The sequence below is a fragment of the Streptomyces sp. NBC_01445 genome, assembly GCF_035918235.1.
In the GTDB taxonomy this organism is placed as follows: Bacteria; Actinomycetota; Actinomycetes; order Streptomycetales; family Streptomycetaceae; genus Streptomyces.
Window position 1 is genome coordinate 2,426,522 of record NZ_CP109485.1, and the last position, 21,032, is coordinate 2,447,553.

Genomic DNA, 21,032 nt, shown 5'->3' on the forward strand with positions numbered 1-21,032 from the left:
CTTGCTTGCCGCTCCCCGTTCTGGCGCGACTACCCGGCATGGAAACGAAACATGCATGCGGAGGCCGGAAGATCCTTCCGGGCGTCCGGTGATGGGAGACCTGTGCTCTACGGCAGGGCGAGGACGGCTGTGATGGTCTTGCCGTCGGGCTGGATGTCGACGGAGACATGCGAGGCGAGGCGCTGGGTGATCATCCAGCCGAAGCCGCCGGGCAGTCCGGGGTTGTGGCGTACGAGGTGAGGCGCCGTCGTGCTGTGGTCGCTCACCTGCACCAGCAGGGATCCGTCTTCTATGCGGGCGTTGAACCGGGTGAGCCCGCCGCCGTGCAGGATCGCGTTGGACGTCAACTCGCCGGCCACCAGCAGGGCATCCTCACGAAAACGTCTGGCCTGGCCTGAGCGCAGCCGGCAGGCGGTTTCCACAACTGCCCTGACCTCGGCGCGCGCGTCGTGACAGCCCATCTCCTGGGGCTCGGGCGCCGTGTGAGTGGTCATGAAGACCTCAGCCCCTCTCTGCGTCGTTCTGCGAACTCGTCAATCGGAAGGTGCGCCGCCGCGATATCGCACCTGCCCGACCGGTCGCACGACACTCCCCCTACCCACTCAAAGGAAGTGCGTCAACGTTATCCATCACAAGGACGGCACCGCGGGCACTCTGCCGATACTGGTCCCCATGGGCTGTGTCCCGCCTTCCGCGCACGGTACTTCTGCGCGCGATCGATCCAGCGCGCTCTCCGCGGAATTTTGATGTGCTGCTCGAGCACGTCGGCCTGGCTGACGGCTAATCCTTCGTAGTTGCGCAGAAGAGGGGTGGACCCGACCGTCCCAGGTCGGGGTCCACCCCTCAGTCCATCGCCCTGGCGGCAGTGCTGCATCCGCCGCGGGCCGTCTTTAGTCGGCGGTGATCACCATCGGTACCAGCGGCCCTTGCGGCCGCCGCTCGCCGCCGGGCGGATCACGAAGCCGAGCAGCCACAGCACCAGGACGACGACCGCGATCCACCACAGGGCCTTCAACGCGAAGCCCGCGCCGAAGAGGATCAGAGCCAGAAGAAGAACAAGAATCAAGGGAACCATCGTTATCGACCTCCTGACCGCCACATGTCCTCGTCTCACTCACGCAAACGCATGAAAGACGCGTTTGTTTTATAGAGGCAAGGGTATTTGATTGCGCCGTGGCCGCTCGCTGAATTCCCTTGCCCGCACTGGTCATGCATCGGATGTCGTGGTCATCCATCCGGGAAATTCGCTGCCACTCATGTTTGCGCTGTTGATCCGTGGCCACACGAACTGACAGCACATGATGTCCAAGCCAAGGGAGTGTGAGCGGGCTTGACTGCCAACGAGAAGGCCAAGGCCAAGACCGAGCAGGTCACGGGCGCCGCCAAGGAGATCGCGGGACGCACTGTCGGCAACGAACGTCTGACCGTCGAGGGCCGCGCAGAGCGCAAGAAGGGCGACGCCCGGGAGGCCAAGGAGAAGATCAAGGATGTCGGCAAGCACTAGCCGACCGGATGACGTGACAGCGGTGGGGCGGACTCTCCCAAGGAGTCCGCCCCACCGCTGTCACGTCATCCGGTCCTCCCCGCCACACGCTGCGGGGTGACCTTTGAGAACGAGGAATTCCTCTCGGCCAGGAGGACAAAGTCCTCGCACATCTCACCTCAGACGGTGTTGGTGCGACGCTCGGTCTCGGGGACCAACAGGCTGTGGCGCCGTGGGACCTCGGCGCCCTTGTGGGCGAATTCTGCAAGGCTTTGATCGGATCCCGAGTCAGGGGGAACGCTGTGTGGTCCCTTCCGGGTTTTCGCTCGTGGCGCCGACAGCCCGCGAAGGGATGGGCCCAGTCCAGCAACTGGGCCGGGGCTCCTATCGCGGCGGGCGGCGTAGCACATCAGGGGCGCTTGGCCCGCAGCAACGCGGGAATCCTCTTGCGGAAACGCTTCGGCGCAGCTTGCTTCCTGGTCGTTTTCTTGGTCTTTGTTTTGGTGCCCGCCGTGGGGCGAGCACCGCTTTTACGCCAGGCCCACATCCAGCGGTTCCGGCTCTTCTTGACGGCGGCGTCCCGAGCTGGCTCGTCGGCCGATTCGCTGCGCGGGCGCCACCAGTGGACGCGGCGTGGATGCAACGCTCGTCCGAGCCTGCGGCCGAGGACGAGATACCCGAGGAAGGCGCCCGCCGCGTTGAGGATCACATCGTCGATGTCGAATGCCCGGCCGGCGACCAGCAGTCCTTGAGCGATCTCTACGGTGAGCATCACGAACGCCGTCATGAGTACCACTCGGACGAAGCCCCGTGTGCGTGGGAAGATCACCGGCAGCAGGAATCCGAACGGCACTCCCAGAACGACGTTTCCTCCCACCTGCTTGATCGTGTCTTGCCAGTCAGGCTGGTTGAAGTACAGGCGAATCGAGCTGCCGGGGTGCAGGTTGGTGTGGGTCAACGGTACTGACACAGGTGACGGGACGAGTGTGACCTTCGCCAGCGCGACGGCGAATGCCACCATGCAGACGAAACCAACCGCCATGACAAAGGCGCGTACCAGATTCCAGCCCCATGAGTGCTGCCGCAGGCGAGGTTCGGGTTCCATGCGGCGCCAACTACCCGGAAGCTGGTGCCGCACACGTCGTACGGCCTGATGTGTGCGGCACCTCGTGCGCCTCAACGCGATTCTGGGGGCGTCGGTTCCCCTTGTCGGCGCCGACAGCCTCGAAGCATGGCGCCGACATCAACTTCAGCTCTCCTGGCGGCGCGTGGTGGACGAGCGGCCGGTGGTCGATCAGTGCCGTGATGGCACGCGCCCGCGAGATCGAGGACCTCGGCTACGCATCGCTGTCCTGTGGCGAAGCCGGAGGCAGGGTGTTCTTCACCCAGACCGCTGCCCTGCTTGGTGGCACCGAGCGGCTGGTGGTCGGCACCTCATCTCCTCGGCGAGGGGGCGGGTTGGCCATGGGCCGCCCGGGTGGGTGCGCTTGCCGACCCGGGATGCGACGATGCCGGCGCCGGGCCCGGACGACGCACGGTGCCAGGAACGAGGCCGAGTACAGACCGGTGACGCGCGTCCACACCTGACCGGCTACACCCGGACCGCTCGCGGTGGCGTACGCGGGGCCGCGGCAGCGCAGGCGACTCGGGCACTGGGAGTCATCTGCGCTGTTTCGTCATATGCGGCTACCGTTCCTGAGGCGCGACATCGTCGTCGCTCAGCGACGCCGCAGTCGGTCGAGCCACGCGCGAGCCTGAGCCTGCTTGCGGGGGTCCGCGGCCGTCCGGCGCGCCGTCGCGATGGCCCGCTGGCCTTGCGGACTGCGGCTGTACTGCTTGATCCGGTCGAGAATGCCGGGCATGACGCCTCCAAGGTGTCGTTCGCCAAGAGCCGCCACATCGCGTCGCCGCTCACGTTGCGACTACCCGGGAAGCAGTACGGAACACGAAAGCGGGCACACGGGCGACAACGACTAGGAACAGGAGTTCCCATGTTTGCCATCGCCTCTGCCGTGCTGTTCTTCCTGGCATTCCTGATCAATGCCGCCGACATCGCGACGAACGACGTCTTCTCGTCCGTGAACGTCATGCTCCTCGGACTCACCGCTCTGGCTCTCCATCTGGCGGGAGCCGGTGGCTGGGCGCGTACCAGAACGTCGCGTCGACGCTGAACATGTGCTCACACCCCGGTCCTACGCGGCGTGGTGCACTCGCAAATAGTCGATCATGGTCGGGGCTTCCCGGGGTACCTGTCTCCCCGCGACGTTTACTGACGGACGAGGAGATGCAGTGGTGACACGCGAGCCCGACAGCGTGAACAGGTGCGCGCCCCAAGACCAGTTGCGCGCCACCGCCCGTGGCGGGGGCGATCGCCTGAGTGTGCTGGTGGTCGCCCTCGCACTGATCGGGGCTGTGTTCTGCGCCGGCCTGCTGCTCTTCGTGCGCTTCGCCCACTGGGCCGGGGCGCATCCGTTCGCGGGAACCCTCCTCATCGTGCTTGCTGTTCCGGTGCTCTACGTGGCGCTGCGGGCGATGCCCCGGACACGCGAGCTGCGCCGGGCCGCCCGCGCCGGAATGGCCCAGGCCGACCGTGAGTTGGGGCTGTCTCCAGCCGGTGCGTCGGGCGCGGTGCGAGCAGTCGAGCCAGACGACGCGTCCACACCCAGCCTGCGGGCCTCGGATGCGGTGCACGACGGGCTGACCGTCGAACTCCATCATCGTCGCGCCGACTTCAGGTAGCAGGACCGCCGGCTTCGAGGGGGCGTCGCGGCTTCCGGTGGCGCCGCGTCGCCCCGAAGCCCCACCGGACGGCGACGAGGCGATCGACCCAAGGCTGGCGCTCGAGGAGGTAGGCCTCCAGCTCCGGATAGCGGTCGCCAGTCGTCTTCAGGAGCAACTGCCACTCCTCACCCGTGCCGTACTCACCGAGATGCCAGAAAACGCTGGAAACGGGCCCTCAAGCACGCCGCTATCGACCCGGCTCCCGAGCGTCCCTCGACCACCTGGGCAGAATTACTCGCAACTCCCGCCGTTCGTTGCACGGTTGGGCGACGCGTCAGCGCGTCCGCACCGCGCCGAGCTGAGGGCGGTCAAGTCCGGGGTCGGTGAATCCTCGCGCGATGGCGTGCAGGACGCGGGCCATCGCCTGAGCCGCGGGCGTGGCGGCGCGCTGGGCTGGCCTGGCCAGGAGAATGCGGCGGACCGGGGAGACGACGTCGGACGACTGGTCGTGAGACAGGGAGAGAAGGCGTACGTCACTGCGCCGGTTGGTCAGGGCCAGTCGGGGCGCAAGAGCCAGGCCGAGGCCCGCGGCGACCATCGCCTGCGCTTCCTGGTAGTCGTGGGAGGCGTAGGCGATTCGCGGTTCGAATCCCGCCTGACGACAGGCACGCCGGAGCACGTCCGCGACCGGGTGGTTCTCGGCGCGGATGATCCACTCCTGGTCCGCCAGCTCGGACAGTCGCACATGCTCTGAGGCGACCAGCGGTGAACTGGTCGGCACGACCAGCACCGTGGGGTCCTCCAGAAGGGGAGTGAGGATCAACTGGTCGTCGTCGACGCGGTTCCAGTCGTAGTCCCACAGCAGCGACAGTTCCACCTCACCGGTGTGCAGCATCTCCCGCAGCTGGGCCAGGACCCCGGCACGCACGACCGTGCGTACCTGCGGGTGGGCGCGGCGGAAGCGGGTCAGGGCCAGCGGAAGCAGTGAGGCACTGGCCGTCGGGAAGGAGCCGAGGGTCACGACACCACGGTCCAGATGGCCGAACGCCTCCAAGTCAGCTTCTCCTGCCTGGAGTTCACGGCGGATGGTGCGGCCCCGTTCAGCGAGCGCGGCGCCAGCCGCGGTGGTGCGCACGCCGCGCGGTAGCCGCTCGATCAGCGGCTGCCCGGCCTCGCGCTCGAACAGGGACATCTGCTGGGAAGCGGCGGACGTGGTCATGGACAGCGCCTCGGCGGCGGCAGTGAGCGAGCCGCGCTCGGCGACCTCGGCGAGCAGCAGCAGTCGGCGGACATTGAGCATGCGGCGACTTTAGCCCAGCTAAACCCTCCTCAAGAAACGAGACATTGTGCTCAAGCCAATGGCTCTGCGAGAGTCTGGCCAACGCAGCGGTCCCGCACCCGATGCGCTGAGAGAAAGACGCTCTGACATGCACGTTCCCGCAACCCTCGTACGCGGTGGGACCAGCAAGTGCTGGCTCTTCCCCCAGGTGCACATGCCCGCCGACCGCGATCGGATCGAGCGCATCCTGGTCGACGCCTACGGCGCGGCGGACCCCGTCCAGCTCGACGGCATCGGCGGCGCCACCCCCACCACGTCCAAGGCGGCCGTGGTGGGCGCGAGCGCCCACGATGGCGTCGACATCGACTACCTCTTCGCCCAGGTCGGCATCGGGACCGGCACGGTCGAGTGGGGCAGCAACTGCGGCAACTGCGCGACAGCCATCGCCCTTTACGCCGTGGCCGAGGGCCTGGTGCCGCTCAGAGACGAGCGCACCCCCGTGGTCATGCGCAACATCAACACGGGCGCCGTTCTCGAAGCCGAGGTGGACACCCCGGGAGGCCGGGTCCAGGAGTTCGGGGACCGTACGGTCCCGGGCACGCTGGCCGGAGGCGTGCCGGTAGGTCTCGCTTTTCGTCACCCCTCGGGCGCAGCGACAGGTCGCCTCCTGCCGACCGGCCGGCCGGCTGAAGTACTGCCGGTCGGCGAGCGGTCGTTGGCCGTGAGCATGGTGGACGCCGGGGCTCCGGTGGTCCTGGTGGACGCGCTGCGCGCCGAGAGGACCGGAGCCGAGACGCTGGAGCAGATGCGTACGGAGGTGCCTTGGCTGCGTGCGGCCCGGCATGCCGCCGCAATCCGCATGGGCTTGGCCGAACCCGGGGCCGCGCCCGGTGACGCGGTGCCCAAGGTCGGCCTCGTCGGCTCTCCCGTCGCCTACACCACCACCCTCGGCGAGCACGTGGGCGCGCACGAGTACGACGTGTCCGTACGGATGCTGTCGATGAACTCCCCGCACCCGGCCATCGGGCTCACCTCCGCGGTGGCTGTGGCCGCCGCCAACCTCGTCGAGGGCACCGTGGTGGCCGAGGCGTCCACCGTCGGCGGCCGCGGCGTCCTGCGCATCGGCACCCCTGCAGGTGTCCTGGCCGTGGAGTCCTCGGGGACTGGACCGGACCGGGTCACCGTCGCCCGGGCCGCGCGTGTGCTGTGCCAGGCCCGCATCCTCGTGCGCGATCGCGCACTGCCTGCCGCCGCCTGACCCCTGCCTCCCTTCCCCGGTGAGCCGCAGTCACCGGACCCTCTCGCCCGCCCCGCCCCCGCAGGACAAAGAGGACAATGATGTCTCCTGAGCTGGTCTCCGTCGGCGCGTTGCTCGTCATGTTCGTCGTCGGCACCGTCCTACCGATCAACATCGGCATCCTGGCCTTCGTCGCGTCGTTCGCGATCGGTACGACCGCACTGAACATGACGGAGGATCAGATATTTGAGGGCTTCCCCGTGGAGCTCTTCCTCACCATCGTCGGCGTCACCTATCTGTTCGCCGTGGCCCGCCGCAACGGCACGGTTGATCTTCTGGTCGCCGCCGGGGTCCGCCTGGTGAGGGGCCGGACCGCCCTGATCCCCTGGGTGCTGTTCCTCCTGGCCGGGGTGCTGACGTCGCTGGGCACCTTCACCCCTGCCGCCGTGGCGATCCTGGTGCCCATCGCGATGAACTTCGCCTTCCGCTACGACATCAATCCGCTGATGACCGGGATGATGGTGATCAGTGGCGCCCATGCTGGGGCCTTCTCCCCCATGGCCGTGTCAGGGGCGCTGGTGCTCGGCATGGTCGACGACACCGAGCTGTCCGTCGCCCCTGCGACCCTCTTCTTCGCCAGCTTCGCTGTCAATCTCGTGCTGTCCGTGCTGACCTTCGCCGCTCTGCGGCGCCGCACGATGACGGCGGATCCGACCACGCGGCCCGAACAGGAGGCGACGAACGGCGACACGACCACGCAGCGAGCAACCTGGCACCAGTGGGCCACGCTCGCAGCCCTCGCTGCCCTGGTGGTGTGTGCTCTCGGCTTTCAAATGCAGATCGGTGTCCTCGCCCTGGCCGGCGGAGCGCTTCTGGCCCTTCTGGACATGAAGCGTCAGGAGAAGGCGGTGGACGGCATCAGCTGGCACACCCTGCTGCTGGTCGGCGGCATGATGACCTACATCGCGATGCTGGAGCATGCCGGGATCATCGAGAAGATCTCCGAGCATGCGGCCGACTTCGGGACCCCGCTCGTCGTAGCCCTCCTCCTGTGTTTCACGGTCGCCGTCACCTCCGCCTTCGCCTCCTCGACCGCGATCCTCACCGCGATCATCCCGATCGCCGTTCCGCTGCTGCTGTCCAGCCACCTCAGCTCGACGGGCCTGATAGCCGCTCTCGCCGTCTCCACCACGATCGTCGACGTCTCCCCGTTCTCCACCAACGGGGCCCTGGTGCTGAGCAACGCACGGGGAGTGGAGCGGCGCGGCTTCTACCGCCAGGTCCTCGGCTACACCTGCGGCATCGTCGCCGCGGGGCCCGTGGTGGCCTGGGGTGCGCTCGTCCTGCCCTGGTCCTGAAATCGGCGACCGGTCGACGAGACACGACATACGCCTGAAGCGCCGCCGGTCGCGGCGCTTCAGGCGTATGCCCGTCGTGGCCCCTTTGCCTTCGAGAGCAGGGGGTCAGGGGTGATGACCGGCGACAGGCGCAGCAGCCGGTCGGCCAACTGCTCGGGATCGAGCGGCTCGTCGCCGTCGACGATCCAGTCGTTGACGAGGCCACGGGCGCCGTCCGCGATGAGTGCGGCCAGGTCCCGGGCGGTGGCGGCGTCCAGGTCTGCACGTCCACCCCGCTCAACCCCTCCCGCATCCGACACCAACGGCCAGCACGGCAGGGACCGAGCCCCAAAACGGGGACCGAATTCGACAGTTCAACAGGCGGTGAGGACAGGGGGTCTCAGGTGGCGCTCGGCAGCGAGTCGAGCAGCTCGGTTTTGTGTGCGTCGATCGCGTCGCGGATGGTGCGGACGACGGCGATCGGGGCGGCTTCGGGGTCGGTGACGGGCCAGTCCAGGTAGCGGCGGCCGGCCACGACGGGGCAGGCGTTGCGTTACCTGGCCGCGCCCGCCGACTCGGAGCGGATCCTCGCGGGCGCCTTGCGCCCCGGCGACCGGCTGCGAGAGAGCGCGATCGCCGCCGAGCTCGGCATCGCCCGCAACACGGTCCGCGAGGCGGTGCGCCTGCTCGAACACGGCGGCCTGGTCCACTTCGACGGCAACCGCGGCGCCGTAACCGTCTCCCCCACACCCGCGACGGTCGACGAGCTCTACACCGCGCGCGAACACCTCGAGACGGCGGCATATTCGGCTAGCACAGGGCTCGGGTGGGGATTCTCAGGCCAGGTTGATGTTCTCCGCCTGGGGGCCCTTCTGGCCCTGGGTGACATCGAACGTCACGGTCTGGCCCTCCTGGAGTTCACGGAAGCCCGTGGAGTTGATCGCCGAGTAGTGGGCGAAGACGTCCGGGCCGCCACCAGCCTGGGCGATGAAACCGAAACCTTTCTCCGCGTTGAACCACTTCACAGTTCCCGTAGTCATGTCTCATGCCTTCCAGTCACGAACGCCTCCCGCACCTTGCGGAAGGCGGAGGTGGTCGTCCTGGTTCCTGCGGCACTACACAGCAGAACGCCCACGCCGAAGCGCGGGCAATAGGGAACTTCCGAACCACGACATCTGACCTAAACGCTACACGCCCTCACACCCTGTCACCATCGGAAACACGCCCATGCGCCTCACGCCCGACAGGTGTGCGCAGGACCTGCCGGTGCCCGATGACCGTTGCCGCCTCAGCTCGCAGGCGGTGAACCCGACTCGGTGTTGCGGCGGTATTCGGCGTTGATGCGCTGGGCCTCTTCGAGCTGGTCCTCGAGGACGATGATGCGGCAGGCGGCCTCGATGGGGGTGCCCTGATCGACGAGTTCCCGGGCGCGGGCGGCGATGCGCAGCTGGTAGCGGGAGTAGCGGCGGTGGCCGCCCTCGGAGCGCAGCGGGGTGATGAGACGGGCTTCACCGATGGCACGGAGGAAGCCCTGGGTGGTGCCGAGCATCTCGGCGGCCCGGCCCATCGTGTAGGCGGGGTAGTCCTCGTCCTCGAGACGGTCGAACGAGTCGTCTGCTGTCATTTGCACCTCTCTGTGGAACACGCTTGAGGGGCCCTGGTGCCATATGGCACCAGGGCCCCGAAGGAACATTCACACCATCTGCCGGCCCTGGAACTGCGCCGGCCTTCTGTGTCCGCTGACCCGACCTGGGAGTTGTCGGGGGCGCGGGGATCGCGGTTGCTTGACCGGAGACCACCTCACTATCGATGTCCTGCGGTACCCGGGCTCAACACTCCGCCCGGGCGATCCTGATGGCGCTCGTTCCTCCGTTCTTCCCTCGGTGATCAACCACTTACTAAACAGGGGGACTTGATACTGCTGGTACTGCGCTACTGCGTACTGCTGGTGTTGCGCACTGCTCAGTGGCCTGTGGCAGCGCCACCTTTTCGGCAGCCAGCCCCGTTGCCCATCCTGCGTCTGCTCTGGCTTAGAACCCCACTGCCGAACCTCCCGGTGCGCGCGCCCGCAGCTGACGCCTTCACCGAGGTACTGCTCACCAATTTCACTGCTGGGTACCGCGAACTGCACTCACGGGAACCGCCGCTTGACCGCGGTCCCGCCGACGGCGGCCCCTGATCACTGCGAGCCACCCGGTCCGGTCGTCAGCCCCGTCGCCGTCCTGCAACCGCTCTGGCTTCGGAACTCCACCACCGCACCGTCCTACGCACTGCAACTTCTGCACCACTGCCTGGCAGTTCGTCTCTGCCGGGCCCTGCCGACTTCCGGCTACGAGAGAAACCATAACCACGCCACAACCCAATGTCTACTCCGGCCAACATAGATTTCCGCGTGTCCGACAGTTAGATATTCGACTAGATATTCGAACTCGAGAGAGGAGGGGCGAGAGCAACGCCCGCCACCTGCACTGACGACCAAGTCCATCGCACTGAGGGCTGCACTGCCGGCCTCCACAGCCGTGGGGGCCGGTTGGGCGGCGGCCCCGCCCCCAGGTGTTGGATCCCGAAGCACTGCCAGGCGGGAGCAGGAGGCGGACGCGGTCGCGGTGCGCCGACCAGTGACGGTCAGGATGCGTGGCTGTGAGCCGCAAGCGATGTCGGTCCCGCATGTCATCCTGACCGCGATCAGGCAGGAAGGGCGAGGGGAGACAGGTGCGATGAGGGCTGCGTATTACCGCGCCCACAGCGAAAACGGCGACGGCATCGACGACCCGTCCGAGGACGCGCTGTTCATGCTGATCGACGATCTCAACAACGAGGACAACACGTTCGTCGTCATCCAGTCCGACGAAGACGATCCGGCCTGGTTCACCTCAGTCGCTGTCCTGGACGAAGGCGGCTACGAAGTCGTCCGCCGCGACAGCACCCGCCGCGAACACGGCGTCAGCACCAACACAAGTATCGACCAGATCGCCCGCGACCTCACCATTTGGATGGCCGCCCGCGACTTCCCCGAACGGCCAACACAGAGCACCAGCGACTTCCAAAACACCCCCTAGTCGAGTCTTCCGAGTTTGGTGGCCAGTCGGCAATCTCGGCGCGCGCATCAGTCTGGCTACCGCGAGGGGTGGCGGCCGTAGCCGCACGCGAACGAGCCCCCGAATTCGCCGTCGGGGCGGGGGCTCCTGTTGCTCAGGTCTTGCTCAACTCTCTTCACCTCTGGCTGGATCACGGTGAAGATCACCTCACCACGGGCGATCGCGTGGTGTGACCGTCGTCGTGCGGTCCACGAAGAGCAAGCATGGGGGAGCAGCAATGGCGAAAGCGGTACGGGCCTCGCTGGGGGAAATGTGGATCACGTGTCAGGTCTGCAAGAGCGATCAATTCCGTGAGCGAGGCGTGAAGCTGAACAGCACTGGTGGGGAGCTGTTCAATCTGGCCTGGGCTGATGAGACCGCCACGGGGCTGATCTGCTGGCGCTGCGGCTACGTGCACCTCTTCGTCAACCGTGAGATCCAGTTGCACCGCGTCAAGAAGTGACTCGTGGGGTGCGTCGCGTCCATCGCGGCAGACGGCGCCCCTCCGCGGAGATGGCTCTGAAGCGGTGCGTACATCATCCCAAGTCCGGCGGCGTAGTCGCCTAACGCACGGAGTGTGTCGAGATACAGCTGAGGCCCGCATCCCAGATGAGGTGCGGGCCCAGACTTGTCACACAGAGCGTCAGCGGCGGTCGTCCATCTCGTCCTGGATGTCGTCGAAGCTCCGCTGGTCGTTCTGCCTCGCCTCTTCGGCACGCTGCCTCAAACGCTCCTGCTCGGACCGTCCCCGCTGGGACGCCTCGTCCTGTTTGCCTTGCAGCTTCTCCTTGGCCTTCTGAGCCTTGCCTTGCATCTCGTCCTTGATGCCCATGAGGGGTGCTCCGCTCGTGTGGGGGGATCCTCGATTGGAGCCTGGCACGGAGCATGGCGGGGCGCCTGATCTCCCTGCGCTGTTTGGGTGACGCTCGCAGCCTCGTCTGGCGCGGGCCGCCTGACCAAACGACACCACCACAGCTCACGGCATCGAATCGTATTTCCGAGCCGGACACGAGTTCACCGGTATTCCCGCGCTACGAGCGTGACTGGAGCGTCGACGCCTCAACACGGCTGGCGCCCCTCCCGGCCGTGTTCATTCGTGCTCGCGGACATCCATCCACCACTATGAAAGGAAACATCCGATTCGCCTGGGGGCCTTGCATGCACGGTGACGGTTTTCCTGCCCCGGATTCCGGGCTCCTCCTCACTCACTTTCTGACGGTGGCCGACGTAGCCCGATCTGCGCCCCGGACATGTCGGGTGAGGCGGTGGCATCCTGGGCGGGCGGATTCACCCACAAGTACCCTGCGGTGCGCCTCGACATCAGTGAGGTCGGGTCCCGGCACGAACTCGTCGCGGCGGTGACGGACGGGCGGGCCGAGCTGGGCTTCACCCTGGCCTGCGAGGAGCTGCGCGGAGATGTCGACTTCGTCGAACTCGGCGTACAGCGGCTGCTGTTGGTCCGTCCGCCGGGCCGGCGCCCACCTGGCCCCTGCGGCGTGGTGCCGCTGACGCGCATCGGTGACCTGCCGCTGGTGCGCCGCCAGGTCATCCGTAACGAGGAGGACCCGGTGCAGCGGGTGCTGACGGCGCACGGTGTGGAGTGCCTGACCGGGGCGACCGTTCCCAGCCGCACCGCGCAGATGGCGTTCGTCCTCGGGTCCGGGTTCCAGGCGTTTCTGCCTCTGCGGATGTGTGCGGCAGCCCTGGACGCCGGAGCCTGCGTGGTCGAGACCGATCCGCTGATTGAGTCTCCGTTCGGCGTGATGCACCGCTCCGGCGCGCTCGTGCCCGCCGCGCAGCAGTTCGTCAACGACGTCGACGCCGCGCTGCGCGGCTGGTACGAGGCGATCGCCGCGCACCGCGCCGACGGGCTCGATCTCGTCGACGCGGTGGTTGCCGCGCGTGGCGCGCTGTCGTGAGACGGCGTGTCTGACCGCCGGGATCATTCATGCGGGCGACGCGGGCGCCGGCGAGGCCCGGATCCCGGGAACAGAGTCAGCCCCACGTGGTGCTCTCTCGTTGTCGTCGAATACGCAAAGCATCGGTCGGAACCAGCAACATCTGCAACTGAGATGATCCAGCGGTGGCTGATGTGATCACGGCGTCGGAGCCCTCCTGGTTAGCCCCGTTCACCGGGCTGAGCCCGCGTGCCTTCGGGAAGCTGATGCCCGTGCCGCGGCACGAGAGGCAGAACCTAGGCGCCGCCGTCCTGGGCGGACGCCTGGGCCGTGCGGCGGAAGGCGGCGCGGTACGCGCTCGGGCGGTGGCCGGTGTGGCGGGTGAAGAGGGCGGCGAAGGTACCAGGGTCCTGGTAGCCGACGGCCGCGGCGACGGCGGCGACGGTGCGGTCGGTGGTCTCCAGCAGATGGCGGGCGCGGCGGACCCGGGAAGCCTGCAGATGGGCCAGCGGGCTGCGTCCGGCCTCTTCGGAGAAGCGGCGCAGCAGCGTGCGGGTGCTGACCCGGAAGGCGTCCGCGAGCGTGGCGAGGTCGTACCGCTCGGCGAGGTTCTGGTCGAGCCGCCGCATGACGCGCTGGGAGAACTCCCCGCCGGGCTGCGGGAGGAGTCGCGGGTCGACGTACGGGGTCTGGGAAGTCCGTGCGTCGTCGACCAGCGCCAACCGTGCGGTGTTGCGGGCCACCCGGGCGCCGTTGTGTCGGCGGATCAGGTCCAGCGCGAAGTCGTACATGGCGCTGAAGGCGGCCGTGGTCGTCACCCCCGTGTCTGTGACGACCAGGTGCTCGGGCTGCACGTCGGCGTCGGGGCAGCGCCTGGCCAGTTCGCCGGCGTGCAGCCAGGAGGTGGTGGCCCGGCGCCGGTCGAGGAGCCCAGCCTCGGCGAGCAGGAACGCGCCGACGCAGAGGGAGACGACGGCGGTGCCGGCGGCGGCCTGTGCGCGGATCGCCGAGATCTCGGGGGCGAGCCGGGCGAGCCGCGCGTCGAGGTCCGTGTCCGGGCGCAGTTCGAAGCCGGGGACCACGAGGACGTCGACCTCGCGCACGGGACGCACGTCCAGCCTCGCGCCGCCCGAGGCGGTGACCCGGCGGCGGGGCGAGATGACCGACACCCGGTAGCCGGGCGCGTCCGGTCCGGCGACGTGCCCGGCCATCGTCATCAGGTCGGGGACGCCGAACACTTCGGATGCGAAGCAGTCCGGGTACGCCAGGACCCCGACCCGCAGCGCATCCGGCCCGGCGCCCGGATCCGCACGCTCCTTTGCCTGCCGCGTCGCCTCGGCCATCGCTCCTCCCGTACCCCGTGGTTTCCCTGGTCCCGTGTCGCCGACCGTGTACCGCTCGCCTTCCTCGCGTGTGGCGAGATTACCCCTGTCCTTGGCGATCCCGCTCCTCACCCGGCGGCCGGCTCCGGGGCCAGGCTGGCCCCATGAGCTTCGACGATCCGATCACCGACTTCACCCGCCGCAGCGTGGCCGTGGAGGGGGTGGAGAAGACGGTGTACGTAGCCGGGGTCGGGCCTGCGGTCGTGGTGCTGCCGGAGATGCCGGGCATCAGTCCCGACGTCTTGCGGCTCGCGCGCTGGGTGCGGGACGCGGGCTTCACCGTCCATGTGCCCTCCCTGTTCGGGACGGACGGCGCCTTCCCCACGGTCGAGGGCGGCCGGGAGGTCGTCCGCCGCGCTTGTGTCAGCGCCGAATTCCGCGCCTTCGCCGGGGGCGGCACCAGCCCGGTGACGGTCTGGCTACGCGGCCTGGCGCGCCAGGCCCACACCGCGTGCGGTGGGCCAGGGGTGGGTGCGATCGGCCTGTGCTTCACCGGCAATTTCGCCCTCACCATGGCCCTGGAGCCGGCGGTGATCGCCCCGGTGGTCAACCACCCGTCGCTGCCGCTCGACGACCCCGGCGGACTCGAACTCGACGCGGCGGACGCGCGCGCGGTGCGCGACCGGCTCGACCGCGACGGACTCACCGTCCTCGCCTACCGCTTCGAGGGCGATCGCTGGTGCACGGGGCAGCGCTTCGCCGCCTACCGATCGCTACTGGGCGACGGCTTCGACGGGCGTGTCCTCCCGGACAGCGCCGCCAACCCGGCTCCGCCGCCCTTCTTCGCCGATCATGTCGGCACCCCGCACAGCGTCGTCACCGCCCATCTCGTCGACGAGGCCGGCCACCCCACCGTCCGGGCCCGCGACGAGATACTTGCCTTCCTCACCGACCGCCTGCACCCGCATGGGAACCGACCGCTGCCCGCCACCTGACCAGGCCCTGGTCCGCCGGACACCGCGACCTCACCGCCATCGCCCTCGCCGACACCCTCATCTGGCTCGACCAATGATCGGTCTTTTGTGTGATGGGGACTCAGTTTCGGGTAGTGAGTGTCCGCGTTGGTGGCTGGTGCAGGCTTGGTGTTGTCGTCGCTGTCGCCAGTGTGACCAGTGCAGGACGTGGTCGATGGGTGCCGGCTTTTGGGGGACAAGCCTTAGGCCCATCCCGTCAACCACTGCTGCCTGTGCATCACGGAGGTGATCCGAGAAGCCGGACTGGCCCGACAGGGAGGAACATCGTCCGATGGCCGAGCCCGGCGTGGCCGTCAACCGCCGCCTCCCGCCGACAGCGGATCGAGCTCCCTGCGCCGTCGGCTGATGGAGTCGGGGTCCCAGTCCGGCCGGGGGACGGACGCCAGCAGCAGCTGCGTGTACGGGTGTCCGGGGTCTGCGAGCAACTCCGCGACGGGGCGGTGTTCCATGGTGCGGCCCCGGTACAGGACGAGCGCCTCGTCGCACACGTACCGCACGACGGCCAGGTCGTGACTGACGAAGACCAGGCCGATACCGGTGTCGCGGCGGATGTCCGACAGCAGGTTGAGCACCTGCGCCTGAACGGACACGTCGAGCGCCGACACCGCCTCGTCGAGTACAAGGACGGCGGGTTCGACCGCCAACGCCCTCGCGATGGCGGCTCGTTGACGCTGTCCGCCGGAGAGTCTGCGAGGCAGCGCCGCCGCCTCGCGATCACCGAGGCCGACCTGGGCGAGGAGTTCCCGCACCCGGGCGACCCGGGCCGTGGGGTCAGCGAGACCGTGCAGGCGCAGCACTCCGTCGAGGGTCGCGCCGATGCTGATCCGCCCGTCCAGCGAGAGGTAGGGGTCCTGGAAGACGATCTGCACCGCCTTGGCGCGGGCGAGGCGGGCCGCCCGGCCGCGTACGGTGGCGGCCAGGGGTTCGCCCTGGACGAGGATCTGTCCGGCGTCGGGGCGTTCGAGGCCGATCAGCATCCGGGCCGTTGTCGTCTTGCCGGAGCCCGACTCCCCCACGATGCCGAGAGCGCCGCCGGCCCGCAGCGAGAACGACAGGTCGTCGACGGCGACGACCTCCGTCTTACCCGTTCGGTAGGTCTTGCGCAGACCGCTGACCTGGAGCAGCGTGCGAGCATCAGTTCCGGTACTCAACTGCCCTCCCTTGCATGTGAGTTGGTCGCCGAAGTCGCCAGCTCGTCCGCGAGGTGGCAGGCGACCAGGGCCTCGCCGTTGCGCTCCAGCGGCGGCGGTGACTGGTCGCAGACACCGGGCCGGGCGAAGCGGCAACGGGCCGCGAACGAGCAGCCGGGCGCTGAGTCGAGCAGCCCCATCGGCGAGCCGGGAATCGGGGTGAGCCGGGCCGGCGGCCCCTCCGGCGCCTGAAGCGGTGGCGACGAGCCGAGCAGGCCTGCGGTGTACGGGTGTTGGGGCGTCGCGAAGAGCTCGGCGGTGGGCGCCGTCTCGACGATCCGGCCCGCGTACATCACGTAGATCCGGTCGCAGGCGGCGGCCGCGAGTTCGATGTCATGCGTGATGAGGAGCATGCCCAGGCCGCGTTCGCGCTGCAGCCGCCCGAGGATGGCCATGATCTCGGCCTGTGTGGAGACGTCGAGCGCGGTGGTGGGTTCGTCGCACAGCAGCAGCCGGGGTTCTGCGGTGAGCGCCGAGGCGATCATGACGCGTTGCAGCATGCCGCCGGAGAGTTCGTGCGGGTACTGCCGCAGGTGCCGGGCGGGGTCGGGGAGGCCGACCGCGCCGAGCAGTTCGGCGGCGCGGGCGCGGGCGCGGTCTTTGGCCCAGCCGTGGCTGACGCGCAGCGACTCGGTGAGGAAGTCACCGATGCGGCGCACCGGGTTGATGCCCGCCCGGGGGTCCTGGAAGATCATCGTGGCTGTGCCGGTGCGGACAGCCCGTAGTTCCGCGGCGTCGGCCCCTACCAACTCCCTTCCATCGACTCTGACTTGACCTTTCACACTCGCCCCCGCCGGGAACAGGCCCAGCGCGGAGCGGGCCGTGACCGACTTCCCGGAGCCGGACTCGCCGACCAGCGCGACGACTTCACCGGCGGACACCGTCAGGTCGATGCCGTCGAGGACAGGGCGGGCCATGCCGGGCAGGGTGATGCTCAGCTTCTCGTATTCAAGGAGTGCCATCAGGATTCCCTCCCCGCGAGCCGGTCGCCGAAGTTCTCCCCGACGACGTTGAAGGCGACGACCACGACCACCACGGCGACCGCGGGCACGACCGCGGACAGCGGCCGGCCTTGCAGTACGGCGGCCTGCGACTGGTTGATCATGGCTCCCCAGTCGGGGGTCGGCGGCTGGACGCCGAGGCCGAGGAAGGACAGCGCGGCGAGGTCGAGCAGCGCGTAGCCGAAGTTGACGGTGGACTGGGCGAGCACGGTCGGGCCGATGTTGGGCAGCAGCCTGCGGACCGCGACGTACAGCGGGGAGTGTCCTTGTACGCGGTAGGCCGCGATGTACGGTCTGGCCTGTTCCTGGAGCGCGAGGCCGCGTACCAGTCGTGCGGTGTACGGCATGTAGGCCACGGACATGGCGATCACCGGGGCCGTCATGCCTTTGCCGAAGACCGCCACCGCGAGGATCGCGACGAGGAGGGCCGGGAAGGCGAAGATGACGTCGAGCAGCCGTCCGACGACCGTGTCGATCCAGCCGCCGCGCCACGCCGAGAACAGGCCCACCGCGATCCCGGTCACCGTCGAGAACAGGACCACCAGCATCGGTCCGACCAGGCTCGTCCGGCTGCCTTCGATCAGGGCGGAGAAGGTGTCGTGGCCGCCCTGGTCGGTACCCAGCCAGTGGTCGGTGCTCGGGCCGACGAGGCCCGCGCCCAGTTCTCCGTACGTCGGGTCCTGCGGCGCGAGCCACGGCGCGAACACCGAGACGAGGACGAAGAGGACGAGAAGTCCCAGGCACAGGTTCTGGAGCCAACCACCGCCCAGGGAACGCAACTTGGCGACCGGGCCGCGCAGCACTCCTGCCACCGGGGCGCTCATCGTGCGCTCCCCGCTGCCGCCACCCGCGGATCGATCAGCGGATGCACCAGGTCGACCAGGAAGTTGACCACGACGAACGCGGCCACCACGAGCAGCACGATCGCTTGCACCACCTGGAAGTCCATCTGGTTGACCGACGTCACCAGCAGCGATCCCACGCCCGACATGCCGAACGCGGTCTCCACGATGGAGGTGCTCACCAGCATGCCGGAGATGAGGAGTGCGGAGACGGTGACGATCGGGCCGAGGGCGTTGCGCAGCACATGGCGGCGGATGACCGTCCACCGCGGGGTGCCGCGGCTCACCGCGACCTCGACGTGCTCGCGGCCCATCTCCTCCAGCATCGACGAGCGGGTCACCCGCGTGACCATCGCCATGAATGTGACCGACAGGGCGATCGCCGGGAGCACGACGTGGTGCAGCCGGTCGAGGACGCCCGTGCCGTTGCCGATGGTCGGGAACCAGCCCAGCTTCACGCCGAACAGCGAGCGCAGCAGCAGCGCGGCGACGAATGCCGGGGCAGCGGCCCCGACCGTCACCAGGAGCATCAGCACGGAGTCGGTGCGCGAGCCGCGGCGCAGCGCGCCGATCATGCCCGCCGCGACGCCGACCACTGCGATCAGCAGGGCCGAGGCCGCGATCAGCAGCATCGTGGCCGGAAGCCGCGACCAGATGACCGAGCTGACGTCCTGGTGGAAGACGTAGGAGCGGCCGAAGTCGCCGTGCAGCACGCCGCTCAGCCAGTCCCAGTACCGGACGAGGAACGGCTCGTCGAAGCCGTACCGGTGGCGGATCTGGGCGAGTTCCTCGGGGCCGGCGCTGCGGCCGCGCACCAGGAAGCTCGCCGGGTCGCCGGGCGCCAGGTACAGCGAGGAGAACACCAGGAACGAGGTGACCAGCAAGGTCGCCGCCATCCCGGCCAGTCGGTGCGCGACTCCGAGCGCCCGCGTGGTCGTACGGCTCACTTCTTGGCCCCGATCTCGGCCGCCCACGGGTAGTAGAGGTAGGCGACGGACGGCTGCACGCCGGTGATGCGGTTGCCGAGGAACACGCTCGTGGGCTGCGTGTACAGGGGCAGCCAGGGGAGCTCGCGCAGGGCGATCTTCTGCGCCTTCGCGCTGGCCTGGGCGCGTGCGGCCGGGTCATAGGTGCCGGCGGCGTCCTCGACCGCCTTGTCGAACTCCGCGTCCGACCAGCCGCCATAGTTGGTGAACATGCCGGTCTCCAGGGAGCCGTACACATCCAGCGGATCGGTGGTCGAGGTGTACCAGAACGTCAGGAAGAGGTCGATGCCCTTGCGGGCGGCGGCGTCGGTGAAGAGCGTCGAGTACTTCTCCGGGGAGAGCGTCTCGATCTTGGGGTCGAGGCCGATGGCCTTGGCGGCCTGCTCGACGGCCTGCGCGATGATCGTCGTCTGCGAGTCGAGCGGGCTGGTCGCGATGACGATCCGCTGCCCCTTCACGCCGGCCTTCTCCGCGATGGTCTTGGCCTTGGCCGGGTCGTACGGGTAGTGCGGTACGTCCTTGATGATGGCCCTGCGGCTCGCGGCGGGCGCCTGGTTCCACATGTTGTCGGTGACCAGGGAGTCGGTGACCTCTCCGACCCCGCCCGCGCCGGCCTTGACGATGCCCTTGCGGTCGATGGCCATGAGCAGGGCCTTGCGCACCTCGGTGTCGCCGAGAGGGCCCTTGAGGTTGCTGACGATCTCTTCGGCGACGGTGCTGTTGACGCCGTAGTAGAGCTTGCCCGCGGTGGACTTTCCGAGCTGGTCGTAGGCGTCGGCGGGGACCATCCAGCCGCCGTCCACCTCACCGCTCTGGAAGGCGTTGACGCGGGTCGTCGGGTCGCTCAGGAACACGAACTTGACCTGGCCCGCCTTGGCCTTCAACTTGCTGTTCCAGTACCCGTCGAACTTCTTCAGGGTGAGCGACTGCCCCGACGCCCAGGTCCCGAACGCGAACGGGCCCGTGCAGTTCACGCCGCCCTTGGGGCTGCCGTAGTCCTTGCCCGCCTTGGCGAGGGTCTTCGCCGCCTCGATGGTTCCTGAACTGGTGGCCATCTCCTGGTTGAAGACCGCGTCCGGCTTCTTCAGCTTGACGGTGACTTCCAGCGGCCCCGTCTCGTCGATCGACTTCACGTTGCGGAACGTGTTCTCCCAGGCGCTGCCCACGGCGGGGTCCATGTGGCGACGCAGCGAGGCGACGACATCGTGCGCGGTGAGCACCGTCCCGTCGTGGAAGTGCACGTCGGGACGGATCTTGTAGACCCAGGTCGTGGGCGTCGGATTGCTGTACGAGGACGCCAGGTTCGGCGACGTCGTCAGGTCCGGGTTCCAGCGCAGCAGGCTCTCGCAGACGTTGGCGAGGATCTGGTTCGGCGGGTAGTCGTACGCGTAGGCGTAGTCGAGCGAGGACGGCTCGGCGTAGATCGACCAGGTGAAGGAGCCGATGTCGCCCGCGGCGGCGGGCGTCTGCTTCGTGAGCTTGTACGCGGTGCCGACGCCGGCGCCGTTGTCCGGGTGCGCTGTGCCACTGCACGCACTGGCGACGAGCAGGGCGCTCGCCGCGAGAAGAGTCCCCGCGGTGCGCCGCACCGCCCGTGTCCGTATCGGTCGTCTCCGTATCAGCCG

At 68.5% G+C, this 21,032-nt stretch carries 25 protein-coding genes and 3 pseudogenes; 11 read left to right on the forward strand and 17 right to left on the reverse strand.

Annotation, left to right across the window (positions count from 1 at the left end; genetic code table 11):
• Positions 1-107: 107 nt before the first annotated feature.
• On the reverse strand, positions 108-494 hold the full coding sequence (locus OG574_RS11305) for an ATP-binding protein (RefSeq protein WP_326773087.1): 387 nt from the start codon (positions 492-494) through the stop codon (positions 108-110).
• Between the two features lie 410 nt (positions 495-904).
• Positions 905-1,075, reverse strand: a complete 171-nt coding sequence (locus tag OG574_RS11310) for a hydrophobic protein (protein ID WP_326773088.1) — start codon at positions 1,073-1,075, stop codon at positions 905-907.
• 255 nt (positions 1,076-1,330) lie between these two features.
• Here OG574_RS11310 and OG574_RS11315 point away from each other — a divergent pair, with 255 nt between their 5' ends.
• Positions 1,331-1,504 carry a CsbD family protein gene (locus OG574_RS11315; RefSeq protein ID WP_326773089.1) on the forward strand — a complete coding sequence of 58 codons (174 nt, stop codon included), beginning with the start codon at positions 1,331-1,333 and terminating at the stop codon, positions 1,502-1,504.
• A 388-nt stretch (positions 1,505-1,892) separates the two neighbouring features.
• Here the strand turns inward: OG574_RS11315 and OG574_RS52745 are convergent, their stop codons facing one another.
• Together OG574_RS52745 and OG574_RS11325 are read right to left on the reverse strand one after the other, a co-directional pair.
• A complete protein-coding gene (locus tag OG574_RS52745; RefSeq protein ID WP_398380556.1) occupies positions 1,893-2,588 on the reverse strand; it encodes a VanZ family protein in 696 nt (231 codons plus the stop codon).
• A 613-nt stretch (positions 2,589-3,201) separates the two neighbouring features.
• Entirely contained in the window at positions 3,202-3,345 is a 144-nt protein-coding gene (locus OG574_RS11325; protein ID WP_165914293.1) for a hypothetical protein, read from the reverse strand.
• A gap of 129 nt (positions 3,346-3,474) precedes the next feature.
• Here OG574_RS11325 and OG574_RS11330 point away from each other — a divergent pair, with 129 nt between their 5' ends.
• Together OG574_RS11330 and OG574_RS52750 are read left to right on the forward strand one after the other, a co-directional pair.
• A complete protein-coding gene (locus tag OG574_RS11330; RefSeq protein ID WP_100595233.1) occupies positions 3,475-3,654 on the forward strand; it encodes a hypothetical protein in 180 nt (59 codons plus the stop codon).
• A gap of 121 nt (positions 3,655-3,775) precedes the next feature.
• Positions 3,776-4,222 carry a hypothetical protein gene (locus OG574_RS52750; protein WP_442816814.1) on the forward strand — a complete coding sequence of 149 codons (447 nt, stop codon included), beginning with the start codon at positions 3,776-3,778 and terminating at the stop codon, positions 4,220-4,222.
• Here OG574_RS52750 and cutA read toward each other — a convergent pair.
• Positions 4,215-4,439 (reverse strand): annotated as a pseudogene (gene cutA / locus OG574_RS11340) (divalent cation tolerance protein CutA); the annotation flags it as partial. The gene OG574_RS52750 and the pseudogene cutA sit on opposite strands and share 8 nt — an antisense overlap.
• 99 nt (positions 4,440-4,538) lie before the next feature.
• A complete protein-coding gene (locus OG574_RS11345) occupies positions 4,539-5,504 on the reverse strand; it encodes a LysR family transcriptional regulator (RefSeq protein ID WP_326773090.1) in 966 nt (321 codons plus the stop codon).
• Positions 5,505-5,631: 127 nt separating this feature from the next.
• Between OG574_RS11345 and OG574_RS11350 the strand changes: the two genes are divergently transcribed.
• Both OG574_RS11350 and OG574_RS11355 read left to right on the forward strand, forming a co-directional pair.
• The gene (locus OG574_RS11350; protein WP_326773091.1) at positions 5,632-6,741 is read left to right on the forward strand and encodes a PrpF domain-containing protein; all 1,110 of its coding nucleotides are present in this window, start codon (positions 5,632-5,634) and stop codon (positions 6,739-6,741) included.
• Between the two features lie 80 nt (positions 6,742-6,821).
• Positions 6,822-8,078, forward strand: a complete 1,257-nt coding sequence (locus OG574_RS11355) for an SLC13 family permease (protein ID WP_326773092.1) — start codon at positions 6,822-6,824, stop codon at positions 8,076-8,078.
• A gap of 59 nt (positions 8,079-8,137) precedes the next feature.
• Here OG574_RS11355 and OG574_RS11360 read toward each other — a convergent pair whose 3' ends face one another.
• Both OG574_RS11360 and OG574_RS11365 read right to left on the reverse strand, forming a co-directional pair.
• Entirely contained in the window at positions 8,138-8,377 is a 240-nt protein-coding gene (locus OG574_RS11360; protein WP_326773093.1) for a TetR-like C-terminal domain-containing protein, read from the reverse strand.
• An 80-nt stretch (positions 8,378-8,457) separates the two neighbouring features.
• Positions 8,458-8,592: a hypothetical protein gene (locus tag OG574_RS11365; protein ID WP_326773094.1), complete on the reverse strand. Its 135-nt coding sequence runs from the start codon at positions 8,590-8,592 to the stop codon at positions 8,458-8,460.
• Between the two features lie 13 nt (positions 8,593-8,605).
• Between OG574_RS11365 and OG574_RS11370 the strand changes: the two are divergent.
• Positions 8,606-8,776: pseudogene (locus OG574_RS11370) on the forward strand (GntR family transcriptional regulator); the annotation flags it as partial.
• Between the two features lie 117 nt (positions 8,777-8,893).
• Here the strand turns inward: OG574_RS11370 and OG574_RS11375 are convergent.
• Positions 8,894-9,097 (reverse strand): cold-shock protein, encoded by a 204-nt coding sequence (locus tag OG574_RS11375; RefSeq protein ID WP_326709878.1) that lies wholly within the window; start codon positions 9,095-9,097, stop codon positions 8,894-8,896.
• A 248-nt stretch (positions 9,098-9,345) separates the two neighbouring features.
• Positions 9,346-9,681 carry a MerR family transcriptional regulator gene (locus OG574_RS11380; RefSeq protein WP_326773095.1) on the reverse strand — a complete coding sequence of 112 codons (336 nt, stop codon included), beginning with the start codon at positions 9,679-9,681 and terminating at the stop codon, positions 9,346-9,348.
• Positions 9,682-10,774: 1,093 nt separating this feature from the next.
• On the opposite strand from OG574_RS11380, the gene OG574_RS11385 reads away from it, so the two are divergent.
• Positions 10,775-11,116: a hypothetical protein gene (locus tag OG574_RS11385; protein ID WP_326778432.1), complete on the forward strand. Its 342-nt coding sequence runs from the start codon at positions 10,775-10,777 to the stop codon at positions 11,114-11,116.
• 256 nt (positions 11,117-11,372) lie between these two features.
• A complete protein-coding gene (locus OG574_RS11390; RefSeq protein ID WP_326773096.1) occupies positions 11,373-11,597 on the forward strand; it encodes a hypothetical protein in 225 nt (74 codons plus the stop codon).
• Between the two features lie 180 nt (positions 11,598-11,777).
• Here the strand turns inward: OG574_RS11390 and OG574_RS11395 are convergent, their stop codons facing one another.
• Positions 11,778-11,966: a hypothetical protein gene (locus OG574_RS11395; RefSeq protein WP_326773097.1), complete on the reverse strand. Its 189-nt coding sequence runs from the start codon at positions 11,964-11,966 to the stop codon at positions 11,778-11,780.
• A gap of 433 nt (positions 11,967-12,399) precedes the next feature.
• Here OG574_RS11395 and OG574_RS11400 point away from each other — a divergent pair, with 433 nt between their 5' ends.
• Positions 12,400-13,053 (forward strand): LysR substrate-binding domain-containing protein, encoded by a 654-nt coding sequence (locus OG574_RS11400; protein ID WP_442816815.1) that lies wholly within the window; start codon positions 12,400-12,402, stop codon positions 13,051-13,053.
• A gap of 164 nt (positions 13,054-13,217) precedes the next feature.
• A pseudogene (locus tag OG574_RS11405) lies at positions 13,218-13,319 on the forward strand (IS5/IS1182 family transposase); the annotation flags it as partial.
• A 9-nt stretch (positions 13,320-13,328) separates the two neighbouring features.
• Here OG574_RS11405 and OG574_RS11410 read toward each other — a convergent pair.
• On the reverse strand, positions 13,329-14,375 hold the full coding sequence (locus OG574_RS11410) for a GlxA family transcriptional regulator (protein WP_326773099.1): 1,047 nt from the start codon (positions 14,373-14,375) through the stop codon (positions 13,329-13,331).
• Positions 14,376-14,518: 143 nt separating this feature from the next.
• Here OG574_RS11410 and OG574_RS11415 point away from each other — a divergent pair, with 143 nt between their 5' ends.
• Positions 14,519-15,349, forward strand: a complete 831-nt coding sequence (locus OG574_RS11415) for a dienelactone hydrolase family protein (RefSeq protein WP_326773100.1) — start codon at positions 14,519-14,521, stop codon at positions 15,347-15,349.
• Between the two features lie 332 nt (positions 15,350-15,681).
• Here the strand turns inward: OG574_RS11415 and OG574_RS11420 are convergent, their stop codons facing one another.
• Genes OG574_RS11420 through OG574_RS11440 form a run of 5 tightly spaced genes read right to left on the reverse strand, consistent with a single transcriptional unit; the run spans position 15,682 to position 20,996 of the window.
• The gene (locus OG574_RS11420; protein ID WP_326773101.1) at positions 15,682-16,539 is read right to left on the reverse strand and encodes an ABC transporter ATP-binding protein; all 858 of its coding nucleotides are present in this window, start codon (positions 16,537-16,539) and stop codon (positions 15,682-15,684) included.
• On the reverse strand, positions 16,536-17,540 hold the full coding sequence (locus OG574_RS11425; protein ID WP_326773102.1) for an ABC transporter ATP-binding protein: 1,005 nt from the start codon (positions 17,538-17,540) through the stop codon (positions 16,536-16,538). The genes OG574_RS11420 and OG574_RS11425 overlap by 4 nt, the downstream gene beginning before the upstream one ends.
• Complete coding sequence (locus OG574_RS11430; protein WP_326773103.1) at positions 17,540-18,403, reverse strand: ABC transporter permease; 864 nt, start codon at positions 18,401-18,403, stop codon at positions 17,540-17,542. The genes OG574_RS11425 and OG574_RS11430 overlap by 1 nt, the downstream gene beginning before the upstream one ends.
• A complete protein-coding gene (locus OG574_RS11435) occupies positions 18,400-19,368 on the reverse strand; it encodes an ABC transporter permease (protein ID WP_326773104.1) in 969 nt (322 codons plus the stop codon). Before OG574_RS11435 ends, OG574_RS11430 begins: the two co-directional genes overlap by 4 nt.
• On the reverse strand, positions 19,365-20,996 hold the full coding sequence (locus OG574_RS11440; RefSeq protein ID WP_326773105.1) for an ABC transporter substrate-binding protein: 1,632 nt from the start codon (positions 20,994-20,996) through the stop codon (positions 19,365-19,367). Before OG574_RS11440 ends, OG574_RS11435 begins: the two co-directional genes overlap by 4 nt.
• Positions 20,997-21,032 lie beyond the last annotated feature (36 nt).

Bases quoted from the DNA above. Each gene is read 5' to 3' on its own strand.
- OG574_RS11345 (WP_326773090.1), bottom strand. From the start codon at position 5,504: ATGCTCAATGTCCGCCGACTGCTGCTGCTCGCCGAGGTCGCCGAGCGC.
- OG574_RS11395 (WP_326773097.1), bottom strand. From the start codon at position 11,966: ATGGGCATCAAGGACGAGATGCAAGGCAAGGCTCAGAAGGCCAAGGAG.
- OG574_RS11410 (WP_326773099.1), bottom strand. From the start codon at position 14,375: ATGGCCGAGGCGACGCGGCAGGCAAAGGAGCGTGCGGATCCGGGCGCC.
- OG574_RS11380 (WP_326773095.1), bottom strand. From the start codon at position 9,681: ATGACAGCAGACGACTCGTTCGACCGTCTCGAGGACGAGGACTACCCC.
- OG574_RS11415 (WP_326773100.1), top strand. From the start codon at position 14,519: ATGAGCTTCGACGATCCGATCACCGACTTCACCCGCCGCAGCGTGGCC.
- OG574_RS11305 (WP_326773087.1), bottom strand. From the start codon at position 494: ATGACCACTCACACGGCGCCCGAGCCCCAGGAGATGGGCTGTCACGAC.
- OG574_RS52745 (WP_398380556.1), bottom strand. From the start codon at position 2,588: ATGGAACCCGAACCTCGCCTGCGGCAGCACTCATGGGGCTGGAATCTG.
- OG574_RS11310 (WP_326773088.1), bottom strand. From the start codon at position 1,075: ATGGTTCCCTTGATTCTTGTTCTTCTTCTGGCTCTGATCCTCTTCGGC.
- OG574_RS11330 (WP_100595233.1), top strand. From the start codon at position 3,475: ATGTTTGCCATCGCCTCTGCCGTGCTGTTCTTCCTGGCATTCCTGATC.
- OG574_RS11355 (WP_326773092.1), top strand. From the start codon at position 6,822: ATGTCTCCTGAGCTGGTCTCCGTCGGCGCGTTGCTCGTCATGTTCGTC.
- OG574_RS11390 (WP_326773096.1), top strand. From the start codon at position 11,373: ATGGCGAAAGCGGTACGGGCCTCGCTGGGGGAAATGTGGATCACGTGT.
- OG574_RS11385 (WP_326778432.1), top strand. From the start codon at position 10,775: ATGAGGGCTGCGTATTACCGCGCCCACAGCGAAAACGGCGACGGCATC.
- OG574_RS11325 (WP_165914293.1), bottom strand. From the start codon at position 3,345: ATGCCCGGCATTCTCGACCGGATCAAGCAGTACAGCCGCAGTCCGCAA.
- OG574_RS11430 (WP_326773103.1), bottom strand. From the start codon at position 18,403: ATGAGCGCCCCGGTGGCAGGAGTGCTGCGCGGCCCGGTCGCCAAGTTG.
- OG574_RS11350 (WP_326773091.1), top strand. From the start codon at position 5,632: ATGCACGTTCCCGCAACCCTCGTACGCGGTGGGACCAGCAAGTGCTGG.
- OG574_RS11375 (WP_326709878.1), bottom strand. From the start codon at position 9,097: ATGACTACGGGAACTGTGAAGTGGTTCAACGCGGAGAAAGGTTTCGGT.
- OG574_RS11425 (WP_326773102.1), bottom strand. From the start codon at position 17,540: ATGGCACTCCTTGAATACGAGAAGCTGAGCATCACCCTGCCCGGCATG.